10 protein-coding genes and 1 pseudogene are annotated in these 14,546 nt (G+C 34.2%); 2 read left to right on the plus strand and 9 right to left on the minus strand.

What is annotated here, in order from left to right; translation table 11 throughout:
- Nucleotides 1–56: 56 nt before the first annotated feature.
- Nucleotides 57–836, plus strand: a pseudogene (locus LOK41_RS03815) (DMT family transporter); the annotation flags it as partial.
- Between the two features lie 48 nt (nt 837–884).
- Here the strand turns inward: LOK41_RS03815 and LOK41_RS03820 are convergent.
- The 4 genes from LOK41_RS03820 to brnQ all read right to left on the minus strand — a co-directional run bounded on the left by LOK41_RS03820 (nt 885) and on the right by brnQ (nt 5,527).
- Nucleotides 885–1,511: a YcnI family copper-binding membrane protein gene (locus LOK41_RS03820; RefSeq protein WP_241815325.1), complete on the minus strand. Its 627-nt coding sequence runs from the start codon at nt 1,509–1,511 to the stop codon at nt 885–887.
- A 38-nt stretch (nt 1,512–1,549) separates the two neighbouring features.
- Entirely contained in the window at nt 1,550–3,205 is a 1,656-nt protein-coding gene (locus LOK41_RS03825; RefSeq protein WP_241815516.1) for a copper resistance CopC/CopD family protein, read from the minus strand.
- Between the two features lie 396 nt (nt 3,206–3,601).
- Complete coding sequence (locus LOK41_RS03830; RefSeq protein WP_241815326.1) at nt 3,602–4,021, minus strand: VOC family protein; 420 nt, start codon at nt 4,019–4,021, stop codon at nt 3,602–3,604.
- Between the two features lie 153 nt (nt 4,022–4,174).
- Entirely contained in the window at nt 4,175–5,527 is a 1,353-nt protein-coding gene (brnQ, locus tag LOK41_RS03835) for a branched-chain amino acid transport system II carrier protein (RefSeq protein WP_241815327.1), read from the minus strand.
- A gap of 402 nt (nt 5,528–5,929) precedes the next feature.
- Between brnQ and LOK41_RS03840 the strand changes: the two genes are divergently transcribed.
- On the plus strand, nt 5,930–7,123 hold the full coding sequence (locus tag LOK41_RS03840; protein ID WP_241815328.1) for a nucleoside transporter C-terminal domain-containing protein: 1,194 nt from the start codon (nt 5,930–5,932) through the stop codon (nt 7,121–7,123).
- Nucleotides 7,124–7,270: 147 nt separating this feature from the next.
- Here LOK41_RS03840 and topB read toward each other — a convergent pair whose 3' ends face one another.
- The 5 genes from topB to LOK41_RS03865 all read right to left on the minus strand — a co-directional run bounded on the left by topB (nt 7,271) and on the right by LOK41_RS03865 (nt 14,304).
- Entirely contained in the window at nt 7,271–9,415 is a 2,145-nt protein-coding gene (gene topB / locus LOK41_RS03845) for a DNA topoisomerase III (protein ID WP_241815329.1), read from the minus strand.
- Between the two features lie 242 nt (nt 9,416–9,657).
- Nucleotides 9,658–10,941, minus strand: coding sequence for an aminopeptidase P family protein (locus LOK41_RS03850; protein ID WP_241815330.1), 1,284 nt, complete (start codon nt 10,939–10,941; stop codon nt 9,658–9,660).
- Between the two features lie 418 nt (nt 10,942–11,359).
- A complete protein-coding gene (gene copZ / locus LOK41_RS03855; protein WP_174101333.1) occupies nt 11,360–11,563 on the minus strand; it encodes a copper chaperone CopZ in 204 nt (67 codons plus the stop codon).
- A gap of 20 nt (nt 11,564–11,583) precedes the next feature.
- On the minus strand, nt 11,584–13,980 hold the full coding sequence (locus LOK41_RS03860) for a heavy metal translocating P-type ATPase (RefSeq protein WP_241815331.1): 2,397 nt from the start codon (nt 13,978–13,980) through the stop codon (nt 11,584–11,586).
- 12 nt (nt 13,981–13,992) lie between these two features.
- Nucleotides 13,993–14,304 (minus strand): metal-sensing transcriptional repressor, encoded by a 312-nt coding sequence (locus tag LOK41_RS03865; RefSeq protein WP_277818470.1) that lies wholly within the window; start codon nt 14,302–14,304, stop codon nt 13,993–13,995.
- Nucleotides 14,305–14,546: the final 242 nt, after the last annotated feature.

Here is a 14,546-nt window from a genome sequence, read left to right on the forward strand (position 1 = left end):
TTATACTCCTTATAAAAAAGATTCATTTTATTTATCGTGTTCAATATCATATCATAGTGATAGGAGGATTTATTCTACTTATTTTCGCATTACCGAAATACAAACAATTACATCTAAAAGAAACTTGGCATTTATACTTTATTTCCGCTTTACTCAACATTATTTTATTTTACGGACTACAAACTGTAGGACTTCAGTATATGCCTGCCGGACTCTTTTCCGCTATTGTATTTCTTCAGCCTGTCTTACTTGGGATTTTCTCTTGGATTTGGCTTGAAGAAACAATGTATGGCTTGAAAATTTTCGGCCTTATTCTTGGATTTACGGGCGTTGCTGTTATTAGCTCTAGTAGCTTAACCGGACATATTTCTATTATCGGTATTTTCCTTGCTTTAGGATGTGCAGTTGGCTGGGCACTTGGTACAGTATTTATCAAAAAAACAGGAAACCGTGTAAATGCAATTTGGATGGTTACACTTCAGCTTATCATTGGAGGATTTTGCTTAATTGGATTCGGTTCAGAATTTGAAAACTGGTCTAGCATTGCTTGGAGCATACCATTTGTAATCGTATTACTATTCATTTCAATCTTTGTTATTGCAATGGGTTGGCTTGCCTACTTTACACTTGTCGGAGCTGGAGAAGCTAGTAAAGTTGGAGCTTATACATTTCTTATTCCACTAATCGTAATTATTGTAAGTTCTATTTTCCTGCATGAAGCTATTACCATTAGTTTATTCGTCGGACTCGTATTTATTGTCGTAAGTATTTGTTTTGTAAATATAAAACCAAAATCACTTACCATGAAACAGTCTGTTGAACCTAAAAGATGCTAGTCCAATATAAATAAGAAAACGCCTATTATTAAATGGGCGTTTTCTTATTTAATACTTTTTACGGCATACTACAAAGATACATGTACCTAATGAAACTATAATAGAAAGAATGGATAAAATAATAGCTATCTTTTGCATACTTGTACTTTCTTTCTCTTTCACATTAGATACTTTTGATTCTCCATGCTCTCCAGTCAATGCTGTACCCTTTGTAATTGTTGTAAGTGAATGTGGTTTATCAGCCTTCTCACCGCCTGTCCATTCTACAATATCTCCATCTTTGTACTGTTGATATGCGTCCCAAGCCACTTTTTGCTCTTTATCTGGATTTTTAGCAACAAAAGTAAATTGCTGAAATTGACCTGGTAAAATCCCTTCCCCAGTCGCTTCCCACGTCACAGATTTAATCTTTCCAGATGCATCTTTTTGTTCATCAATCTTCCATCCCGGTACTGGCTCATACTGTTGGAACTCGACCCCTTCTGGTATTTTAAGGATAACTTTCGTTGTTGCTATATCCTTTTCAACAGGGACCTTTATTGTATACGTTTCCCAAGAGCTAACACCAGAAGTAGCTGGTTTCACCGTTACATGTGCACTAGCAGGTACTGCGAAAAGTCCCATGGCAATTACTGTTGCTATCATTGTTGTTCCTAATTTTTTTATACGTTTCATTTTTCCATTACTCCTTTTTTCTCTATATAAACTTGACTTTATCGACCGCCGACCATGAATTTAAAATCCGTATCAAAACTATCAAGAGTCTTCATTAATCCATGAACATGTATATTCCACTCACCAGTCATATTAATATACATCCCTTCCGCTTGATACAATCCTGGTGAAACCGGCGAAACCTTAAATGTACCTTTTCCCATATCCATTTCTAAAGATTTCGTTGTCAGTACAATTTGTTCCATATAAGTAACAGGCTGTCCATTTGTATCCTTTAAGTCAATGCGGAATGTATTCATTCCTACCTTATTGGGACTTACATGTAAAGTAAGTTCATATCCATTATCGAGTTTTTGACTTCCTGTAAATGGTCCAGTTGGCGGCATTGGTGGTGTTTGTATATTCGTTAAAAAAGCTACTATGATGAAAATTACTATCCCTATACCAAATTCACCTTTCAGCGTAGCCCCCAATTTTTTCTCTTTTCTCATCCTTCCCCTTACGTAATGAATAAGTCCCAATATCCCCATACCAATAAATAAGAGAAATTTTGTTAACAATGCTAAGCCATAATTTGTATCAAATAATGAATGGATCGTTGGAATAAAGAAAGTACTATTAAAAAGACCCGTCACAAAAATAACAATAACTGTCCCCATTGCCCATGGTGAAAATTTTTTAATAGCATCCCAATACTTTGTCCATTTCTCTTTCTCATCGTCTTTAGGTAAAAGAAGAAGAATCGATGCTAAACCTCCAATCCATAGCGAAGCTGCGAATAGATGTAGAAAATCCATAATGACCGCAATCTCTTTATACTTTAGACCGTATGCATGATTATTCATCGCCTTCATAATAAGCAATTCAACAAAAAGAAGACTTGGAACTGTCCATGTTTTAAACGATGAGAGCTTTCCTCGTTTTAAGGCAACATATGTAGCAGCGATCAACACAATTGTGAGCGTCATTTGAATTATCCATACATATCCAAAAACAGGTAACTGCAACGTTTCTTTTAATAATGCAGGTTGAAATGCATCTCCCCACGAAACACCAGCATTTATCTTTGCTTGCAAAGGAAGACTAAATAGTAAACTAGTGAATATACCAAGCAATGAAGTCCAAATGAGTTTATTACTTCTTGATTGAACTATACTGGAATTCCCCTTATAGATTATCAGGTTAAAAAATAGAACACCTATATAGATAGAAAAACCTGTATATAAAATGCCTCTTTCTATGAGCATATCCAATTGCGGGAAATAACCAATTTCTTCTGCTTGTATGCTACTTTCTCCCGTTGCCTCTGCTCCAATACGAAATGGGATGACTCCTTGAATCAGATGTCCATCAGCAGAAATAGCTTTCCACTGAATAGAATATGTACCATTTGGTATATCTTGTTTCACTCCAACTTTTAATAATTTCGGGTTCTTTTTATCAACATGGGCATTTTTTAAATCCACTCGTTTCCCTGAAGCATTCCTCACGAATACTGTATTAAAGTTTGAGGATTGCAATATTTCATCGAATTCAATCCTTACAGCAGAAGGTACTTTCTCTAATGTTTCATTTTCTGAAGGGTTTGATTTTACAATATAAGCATGAGCCGAAACTGCTGTAGGTAGCGATATCATCAGTACACATGCCATTACCATCCATGCTCCTAGTTTTCTTAATACACTCACATTCATTTCACTTCTTTCTTTTACATCGCTGTATTTCACTCGGAAGTTAATAAAGCATTACTATTTTTATTCTATTTCCAAAAATTAACTTCATTAAATATTAAATAATAAAATATAAATTAAAAATTTCATTGTGAACTATTCATACACCACCCTGAACTTATACTAATTAAGATACTATTCATATAATCATTACTTATCTTTTTAAAGCTAGTTATGATTATAACATATAATATATAAATATAAGTTTTTTAGAACGAAAAGAAACAGTGAAGCATTTGTGAAGAAATTGTGAAATCCAACCTTATGATTCCCTAACACTTCCTAAACATTAAAAAACAAAAAAGTGCTACGTATAGACGTAACACCTCTTCATACTCTTTTAAGTTTTAAAACCACAAGCTATTTCCCCTCAGGATAATCACAATATTCAATAATCGTCCCCTCTGTATCGGCTGGATTAAGATAAATTAATCTTCTACCATGCTTGTTTATACGTAATGTATGCTCCAACGTTCGAATCCCTTGTTGTTTTAATTCCTCTAAAGCTTCATCCAAATTGTCTACACGATAAGCAATATGGTGTACACCTTTTCCTTTTTGCTTGATGAATCTTGCAATTGGTGAAGTTGTATTATTCGTCGGTGCAAGCAATTCAATTCTATCGCCATTTACTTCAAGAATCGCCACTTCACTCTCAACACCTGCCGCCTCACTTACATAACGATCTATTAATGTTCCTGATAAAACCTTCTCGTAAAAACGTATACTACTATCTATATCTCGAACAGCAATACCGATATGATCAATTTTTTTGTTCATTATATTTCTCCTAAATTCACTTTTACTTTTTTTATAAAAGATATATTAATGGCTATTTCGTACGGTTACCCACTATAACAACTCAGCCATTTATCTCCTATAATAACAAAAAAGTTATAGAAATAAACGCTATAACTTTTTTGTGACATATAACTACTTATTTACTTTTGCTACGCCAGAATGAATTTCATTTTTCACTCTTACATGACTAATACCGTACCCAATAAACCCACCAATAATAGCTGGGAAGATCCATCCTAGCCCTACTTCGTGCATCGGAAGAAATTTAGTAAATACATGGTTCACTACTTGGATATTTACTCCAGCTGCATTTAACCCATCAAATAAACTTATAATAAACGTTACCAGTAAGCTTACTTGATACACTTCCCTTCTCCCTTTAAATAATGAATGGAGAAATGTTAAAAAGATTAGTACAATCGCTAATGGGTAAATCGCTGTTAATACTGGAACAGAAACTGCAATGAGTTGCGTTAATCCTACATTCGCAACAATTGCACTAAAAACAGATAAAATAACAACGATTTTTTTGTAAGATACATTTGGAAATAGTTTATGGAAAAATGAAGAACATGCTGAAACAAGTCCTACACTAGTCGTTAAACAAGCTACTGTAATCATTAATCCCAATAATACCCCACCATATGAACCAAAATAGTAATTTGAAACTTTTGCCAAAACTTCTCCACCATTCTCCAAGTGTCCAAGTTTTGCTACGCTTGAAGCTCCCATATAAGAAAGCGCTGTATAAAGAATTGCCAATACTGTCGCTGCAATAATCGTTGCTTTTGCACAAACAACCATAATTTGTTTTTTCGTTTTTGCGCCTTTTTCTTTAATAGCATTAATGATAATAATGCCAAATACGAAAGATGCAAGCGTATCCATTGTTAAGTATCCTTCTTGAAACCCTTTGAAGAATGCGTTAGATGTATACGTTTCAACAGGTGCTTGCATATCCCCTATCGGACGAATGAAAGCAACAATTACTAAAATTCCAATGAACGTTAGTTTAATTGGCGTCAAGATTTTCCCAACAATATCGACAATTTTCGCGGGATTGAGCGAAAAAAAACAAGTAATGCTAAAAAATATAATTGTAAAAATAATTAAAGACATAGATCCTAAACTTTCTGGTACAAAAGGTTTAAGACCAATTTCAAAGGAAACATTACCCGTTCTCGGTATTGCAAATAATGGACCAATTGCTAAATATAAAATTGTCGTAAACACAATTCCGAAAATAGGATGTACACGGCTTGCCAGTGATTGTAAATCCTCTTTACCTGAAAATCCAAATGCTAATACACCAAGTAGCGGTAGTCCAACCCCAGTTACTAAAAAACCCGCATTCGCTGCCCAAATATTTGTTCCAGCCGATTGACCTAACATCGCAGGGAAAATTAAATTTCCTGCTCCAAAAAAGAGAGCAAATAACATTAATCCGATAACTACTATGAACGAAAAAGGTACTTTATTCGCCATGATACAACCTCCATTATAAAATACATTATCTAATTTCCAATTTTAACTAATTGAAGATTCTGAATTTTTAATCAGTTAGTGTGTTATTCTCACTTATTATAGTCTTAAGAATAATATATTTCAATACTATTTTTTGAATTTTTTAATTAAATTCACTTTCAGCATAAAAATTCATGTAATAAAATCCCATTCATACTTTCAGCTTCTTTCATAATTATTTCAAACTTAACAATATTTTTCGCAAATTAAAAACACCTAAAAAATAATAACTTTTCCTAAAATAGACTCACTTCATATTTTTTACATTTCTCTCTTGTTTTTCATAATTTCTATTCATTAGCCAAAATATGAAGAATAAGAGCTTTTTTATATACAAATAATAAACCTCAAGGAGTTGTTGACATGAATTTGATATTAAATATTATAGGAATTTTCATTGTATTATTAGTAGTTTTCTTATGTTCACCTAATAAAAGAAAAATAAAATGGAAACCAATCATTATTCTGATAATCCTTGAACTTTTTATTACATGGTTTATGTTAGGAACCAAATTTGGAAACATCATAATTGATAAAATCGCGTCATTTTTCACTTGGCTAATATCGTGTGCAAATGAAGGTATTCGTTTTGCATTTCCATCAGCTATGGAAAATCAAACGATTGACTTCTTCTTCAGTGCATTACTTCCTATCATTTTTGTTATTACATTTTTTGATATTCTTTCTTATTTTGGAATTTTAACTTGGATTATTGATAAAGTAGGTGCAATCATTTCAAAAATTTCGCGCTTACCAAAGTTAGAAAGTTTCTTTTCCATTCAAATGATGTTTTTAGGAAACACGGAAGCACTTGCTGTAGTTCGTGATCAATTATCTGTTTTAAAAGAAAATCGTTTGTTGACTTTTGGAATTATGAGTATGAGTAGCGTCAGCGGGTCCATTCTTGGTGCTTATTTATCAATGGTTCCAGCAACATATATTTTCAGCGCAATCCCTTTAAACTGCTTAAATGCATTAATTTTAGCCAATGTTTTAAATCCTTTAGAAATCACTAAAGAAGAAGATATTATTTATTCACCTCCAAAAAAAGAAAAAAAAGATTTCTTTTCTACCATTTCAAATAGTATGTTAGTTGGGATGAATATGGTTATTGTTATTTTAGCTATGGTAATTGGATATGTAGCATTAACAGCATGTTTAAATGGTATTTTAAGTTTCTTTGTAGCAGGTTTAACAATTCAAAAAATCTTCTCTATTATCTTTAGTCCTTTTGCTTTTTTACTTGGTTTATCAGGCACTGATGCTATGTATGTCGCTGAATTAATGGGGATAAAAATAACAACTAATGAATTTGTTGCGATGATGGATTTAAAATCACATTTACACTCTTTACCTGCACATACAGTTGCAGTTGCAACAACATTTTTAGCCTCTTTTGCTAACTTTAGTACAGTTGGTATGATTTATGGGACTTACAATTCATTATTTGGTGCAGAAAAATCAGCAATTATCGGGAAGAATGTTTGGAAGCTTCTTGTTAGTGGAATGGCTGTTTCCTTATTGAGTGCTATGCTTGTGGGGCTCTTTGTATGGTAAGTGAATATGAAAGATACATGACCCCTTTACATATGAAAATTATGTTAACAACGCAAGGAAATATTCACCACACCATTAACAATAAGAATTAGCATTTCAAACAAATACTTAGAAAAAAGGTGTTACGACATGTCGTAACACCTTTTCTCACTTCTCAAACACAAAAATTATTTTATTCTCTTTCCACTGTAACTTCGCATCAAACGTTTTATCATTCTTTTTAAAACCTTTAATTAAATCCGTCTGTTCACCTTTTAATAGCTTCGTCATATTCTTTTGTGAAATCGTTTTTCCTAATATTTTTTTGGAGATCGTGAAATCACATTGAGTTGTATTATAATTCGAACAACCGTAAAAAGTCGATTTATCGATTACATCGCCATCACATTTTTTACATTGTCCTACTTTTTTACCTGTTGTAAACTTCGATCCTTTACGTTCAATCGACTCTACATTCAATCCGGTAAAATTCCATTTCTCAGACATTTCAATCGCATCTTCAATAATTTTCGCTGATAACTTTTTCGTTTGTTCCATAAAGGTTGCTGGTGAAGCTGTACCTTCTCCAATTTCCGCAAGACGCTGTTCCCACTTTGCAGTCATTTCTGGGGAGGCTAAAATTTTATCACCAATTGCGGTAATTAATACTTTCCCTTTATCTGTTGCGTATACTTGGTTTTTCTTCACATCAATATACTTACGATCTTTCAGCATTGTGATAATGCCAGCACGAGTTGCTTCTGTACCTAAACCTTCTGTCTTCTTTAATACTTTCTCAAGCTCTTCATTATCTAAATACTTCCCAGCTGTCTTCATTAGCGTAATAAGCTGTCCTTCTGTATAACGCTTTGGCGGCTGCGTTTTTCCCTCTTTCACTTTCACCTTTACGACTTTTCCTTGCTCACCTTCTGCTACAATTGGAAGAATCGTTTCATCGTCTTTATCATCTTGAAAAATAACTTTGCGCCAGCCTTCTTGAATTTGTTGTTTCCCTTTTGAAATAAATTCTGCACGTCCATCAACAAGTGTTGTAATTGTTGTATAATCAAAAATTGCAACTTCATAATGTGCTGCAATTAATCTTCTAACAATCATATCATAAATTTTCTTTTCATCACCAGATAGTTTACTTGGATTTGTTACTTGTTCAGTCGGAATGATGGCGTAGTGATCCGTAACCTTCTTCTCATTCACATATCGCTTATTATTCATAATGGACTCAATCGGCGCAGGTAACAAATCTTTATAATCATCAAACTGGCTTAACTTTTGTAAGATGTCAGGAAACGTTGCTGCTTCTCCTTGTGTTACATAGTTAGAATCCGAACGAGGGTAAGACACAATCCCTTTTTGATATAAAGCTTGTGTAATATCAAGGGTCTTTTTCGGTGAAAATTTAAATGCTTTATTCGCTGTTGCTTGCAGTGATGATAAATTAAATAAAAACGGTGGTTGAAACTCTTTCCGCTCCGTTTTCATTTCCTTTACTTCAGCCGGTTTATTTTGACAAAATGCTGCGATTTTATTTGCCATATCAGGATCTTTTAAGCGGGACTCATTATCCTTCTCCCACTTTCCTTCATATTTCTTTCCTTCTATATTAAAGGTTGCAAACACTTCCCAAAATGGTTCTGATTTAAAGTTTTCAATTTCCTTTTCACGTTTTACGATTAAAGCTAATGTCGGCGTCTGTACACGGCCAGCCGAAAATACATCATTCATTCCCTTTTTCTTTAACAGAATGCTAAAGACGCGTGATGCGTTCATCCCAACGACCCAATCAGCGCATGACCTTGTATATGCTTCATAATACGTATTAATCGTATCTGACTCATCAAGTAAGTTTTTAAACCCTTGATAAATCGCTTGCTTCGTTAAAGACGAAATCCAAAGGCGTTTCATCGGTTTTTGTACGTTACAAAGGTTGATAATATTTCGTACTATTAATTCCCCTTCTCGCCCCGCATCGCCTGCATGAATAATTTCCTTCACTTGCGGATTATGTAACAACTGTTTCACAACATTAAATTGCTTATATTTTGATTTTGTAACTTCAAATTGAAAACGTTCTGGGATCATTGGTAATGTATTTAATGACCATTTTTTCCACTCAGCGTGATAATGCTCCGGATTACATAACTGCGTCAAATGACCAATTGCCCATGTACAGTAAGCTCCATTGGGAAATAACTCATTTGCTTCTACTTCTAAATAACCATCTTTTCGGCGATATTTAAATTGAGAAACAAGAGCCAAACCTTGATCGGGTTTCTCGGCAATAATTAATTTCATTTTATAACTCCCTATCTAAATTCCAGTACTACTTTCATTTTATCTCTTTTTATAAGTGATGAAAAAATATCTATCATTTTTATCATTCACAATTTGTCTTATATTTTTTTAGACCTACAATATTATACGCTTAACCTTCACACCTTCACAATAGGAACTCATTATATATCATACATATACACCCCTTATTTTACGCTTCTTAAATAAGAAAGACGCCCAAAATTGAGCGCCTTTTATCCCCATTATTTTGCAACAATCTGCCTTTCTTTCACATATAAATTGTATGTTCCCATGAAATTCTCAATCTCTTCAACCGTTCTAATCATATCTTTTGATAGGTTTTCGTATCCTTCTTCAGTAACTAGGATATCATCCTCGATACGTATTCCAATTTCCTCTTCTTCAATATATAAACCAGGTTCCACTGTAATGACCATACCAGCCTCCAGCACTCGGTCTTTATACGAACCTACATCATGAGTATCCAAACCGAGAAAATGGCTCACTCCATGATAATAATACTTGGATAGTTCTGAGTTTTCTTGGATTAAACCGATCTTCTTGCACTCTTCGGCGAGCACCTTTTTTGCATGTTCATTTAATGCCGCGAATTTTAATCCCGGCCTCACAATCTCAATTGTTTCCCTCAGTGCTTTTAACACAATATTGTAAATCTGTTTTTGGCGATTCGAAAATGTTCCACTTGCAGGGAACGTATAGCTGATGTCAGCATTGTAGTAGTCCTTCTGAGCCCCAAGATCAAGCAGCACCAGATCACCTTTATTAACTTTAGAATCATTATCCTCATAATGTAGCACGGTTGCATTTTTACCACTCGCCAAAATCATATTAAATGCATGATGCTTAATACCGGATGACTTTAGCGTAAAATCAAAATGAGCTTCCAATTCATATTCCATCATACCCTCTTTGGCATGCTTCAGCACATTATAAATGCCCTCTTTTGTAACCATAATAGCTTCCTTTATTTTTTCAATTTCTTCATCAGTTTTAAATACTCGCAATTCACAAATATTCGGATAGACATTACCAATTGAAAGATGTGGATAATGTTCTCTTACATGCTTAGCGAACGCCAACGTCCTTGTCTGCGTCCCTGCCCACTCGCGGTGCTCCAAATCTAAATACACATGCTTCACATGTTCTGCAAAAAATGTCCGTGCTATTGATGATTCAAAACTTTCTAAGTACACAATTGCTTTTATACCTGAAATTGTTTGTGCTTCTTCCTTTGAAACTGTTTTGCCTACCCATTTTTCAAGAACCGGATCCGCTTTTTCAATGAAAAGCACTTCTTCCACTGCATTGCCTACTTTTTTTAACATAAGAATAATATTAGGCTCGTCGATACCGGTCATATAATAGAAGTTTCGATTTGGCACAAATTTATAATGTTCGTCAGCCGACTTATAAGGCGCCTGTCCCCCAAATAGAATAGTAACAGACTCCTCTGGCAATGTTTCTGCTAACCTTTTTCGATTTTCAATAAAAAATGATTGCTTCATAACAATCCCCCTTAAGTTCTATAAATCCCCTTAAAACTATCTATCCAGTTTATTTAATTGTATTATCGTTAGAATTTTCCTTCAATTAATCACCTAGCGATAAACTCAAGCAAAAGAATAGATTACATGTGATTTATCATTTCAACCTAGAATCCTCAACTATGCAAAAGGAAAAGTTCAGTGATAATGAATGATGAAACAAGCCAGTAGTTTCTGGTAATTTAGCCAAAAAAAACAATAAATGCGCGGGCTATTTATTGTTTTTTAATCGTTTTTTCATCTTAATCAAGTTTTCATTATTGTAAATCCGATTAACTAGAAAATATAACATATCATTATCCTAAATATATATTACTAAAAAGAAAAAGGCCCCTTTTATAAAGCGGCCTTTTAACTAATAGATAATTGAGATTATCTATTAGTTCACATCATATCCTTGATCTTCAATAACTTCTTTCATTTTGTCTGCATCTACTTTTGTGTCATCATACTTTACATTTACAGTTCCTTCTTGTAAATGCACCTCAACGTTTTGTACTCCTTCTAATTCTGTAAGTGCGTTTGTTACTGCCATTTTACAGTGATTACATGTCATTCCTTGTACGTTTAATGTGATAGTCATCGTACATTCCTCCATTTCATTTATATTTTGACGCGTTTCAAGCGAAGCGCGTTAGTCACAACAGATACTGAGCTAAATGCCATTGCTGCCCCTGCTACCCAAGGTTCTAATAATCCAGCCGCAGCTACCGGAATGCCAATCGCATTATAAAATAAAGCCCAAAATAGATTTTGACGAATGTTTTTCATTGTCTTACGACTTAACTCAATTGCTTTTGATATATGAGATAAATCTCCACCAACTAAAGTAACATCTGCTGCTTCAATGGCTACATCTGCACCAGTTCCAATCGCCATACCGATATCCGCTTTTGCAAGAGCTGGTGCGTCATTAATACCGTCTCCCACCATTGCTACTCGTTTTCCTTGCTTTTGTAAATCATCTACAATGTTAGCTTTATCTTCTGGTAATACCTCTGCATATACATGATCAACATCAACTAGCTTCGCAATCGCTTCAGCTGTACGTTTATTATCTCCCGTCACCATGTATACTTCAATCCCTATTTCTTTTAATGTTTGAATCGCATACTTTGAACTTTCTTTTACTGTATCAGCTACAGCGATAATTCCAGCAAGTTTTCCGTCAATTGCAACAAGCATTGCTGTTTTACCTTGATACTCTAATTCTTTCATAACTTCTTCATGCTGTGATATTTCTACTGATTGTTCATTCATTAATTTACGTGTTCCAACAAGGATTTTTTTATCTTCAATATTCGCTTCAATACCATGACCTGGAATGGCTGAAAACTGCTTTAAATCTTTCAATTTAATTTCATTTTTCTTTCCATATTCAACAATGGCATGTGCTAATGGATGTTCAGAGGCACTTTCAGCAGAAATGGCATAATCGAGCATACCTTGTTCAAATTCTAATACATCAGTAACTTCCGGTTTCCCTTTTGTTACTGTTCCTGTTTTATCAAGTAACACAGCATTGATTTTATGCGTTCCTTCTAAAAATTCACCTCCTTTAAAGAGAATTCCTTTCTCTGCTCCCTTTCCTGTACCAACCATAATAGAAGTTGGTGTAGCCAGACCTAATGCACACGGACAAGCGATTACAAGGATGGCAATCCCGACTTCCAATGCTTTTGGTAAATCCCCTGGTATAATAAAGAAATACCATACAATAAAAGCAACTAAAGCAATAGCCACAACAATAGGTACAAAAATACCCGAAATAACATCTGCTAATCTTTGAATAGGCGCTTTAGAACCTTGAGCTTCTTCAACAATTTTAATAATGCCTGCTAAAGCTGTATCTTTTCCAACCTTTTCAGCTCTAATAGTCAGAACACCGTTTGCGTTAATAGTAGCGCCAATAACAGCGTCTCTCTCTTTTTTATCCACTGGAATAGATTCTCCAGTAATCATAGATTCATCAACGGAAGATATCCCTGAAGTTACCATACCATCCACAGGTATTTTTTCACCTGGTTTTACAATAATCGTATCTCCAATAACTACTTCTTCAAGGGGGACTCGTATTTCTTGACCCTCCCGCACAACAAGTGCATCTTTAGCCTGTAAACTCAATAATTTAGAAATTGCTTCTGTTGTACGTCCTTTTGCTAATGTTTCAAAATACTTTCCAACTAGAATTAATGTAATTAAAACTGCACTTGTTTCAAAATACAGATCAGGAACGTATGCCGAATTACTCAATGTTTTCAATGCTTCATATAAACTATAAAAGTAAGCTGCTGATGTTCCTAAGGCAACTAGTACATCCATATTCGCGCTTTTGTTTCTAAGAGCACGATAAGCACCAACATAGAAATGACCACCAATATAAAATTGAACCGGCGTTGCTAATAGAAGTTGAAACCATGGATTCATTAAAATATGTGGCATCGGTAGCCCCGTATCAAATGGCATATGCCCTACCATTGTATAGAGTAAAGGTAAGGATAAGATAATAGAAATGATAAGTTGACGCTTTTTCTCCTTAATTACCTCTTCTTTTCTCTCTGAACGATCTATATCCTCACTACGTATTTGTCCCTTATACCCTATCTTCTTAATTTTTTCTAAAATATTTTCTGTAGAAAGTAAGCCTTCATTGTATTCTACAACCGCACTGTTTGTAGCTAAATTAACTGTTGCACTCGAAACGCCTTCCATTTTGTTTAACACCTTTTCAATTCGGGTTGCACAAGCTGCACATGTCATTCCTTCAATATCTAAAGTAACTTTTTCCTCTACTACGTTATAGCCTAATTTTTCAATTTTATTTTTTATAGTAGAGATTTCTTGCTGGGATGGATTATACTTGATACTTGCTTTTTCCATAGCTAAATTTACATTAGCTTCTACTCCATCCATTTTATTTAATACTTTTTCAATCCGAGTTGCACAAGCTGCACATGTCATTCCTGTAACTCCAAGCGTAACATGTTTTTGGTTATCCATTGTATATTCCCCCTACTTTGAAAATTGTTTTATGACATTCATTAATTCTTGAATAGACTCATCTCCATTCCCTTCATGAATTGCCTTTGCTACACAATGCTTTGTATGACGTTCTAACAAAGAAAAACCTACCTTATTTAAAGCTGCATTAATCGCTGAAATTTGGATTAAAATATCAACACAGTAGCGATTATCTTCAACCATTTTTTGAACACCGCGAACTTGCCCTTCAATACGCTTTAAACGTTTTATTACATTTTGAATTTCCTCTTCTGTACGAGGAACCATTTTTGGATTTGTTTCATTATCTTCACAATGCCCCATCAATATCACCCCAGTTATTGAAATCAACTCTCTTTACATACATTATACGGGTAAGGGGTATAAAGCGCAACTAATTACATGCCTATTTTTAAAAAATCTTTAAACATACGGGATTGTAGTGATGATACGTTCGTTTTCAAAATGCTGAAATAATCACCTTTAACACTTTGTTTTATCTTGATTCTTTTTGCTGCCTATATGTTCTTCAGCTTAAGGTACCCTAATGAGGTATATGATTTTTA

This window comes from Bacillus sp. TL12 (genome assembly GCF_022625245.1).
Lineage (GTDB): Bacteria > Bacillota > Bacilli > Bacillales > Bacillaceae_G > Bacillus_A.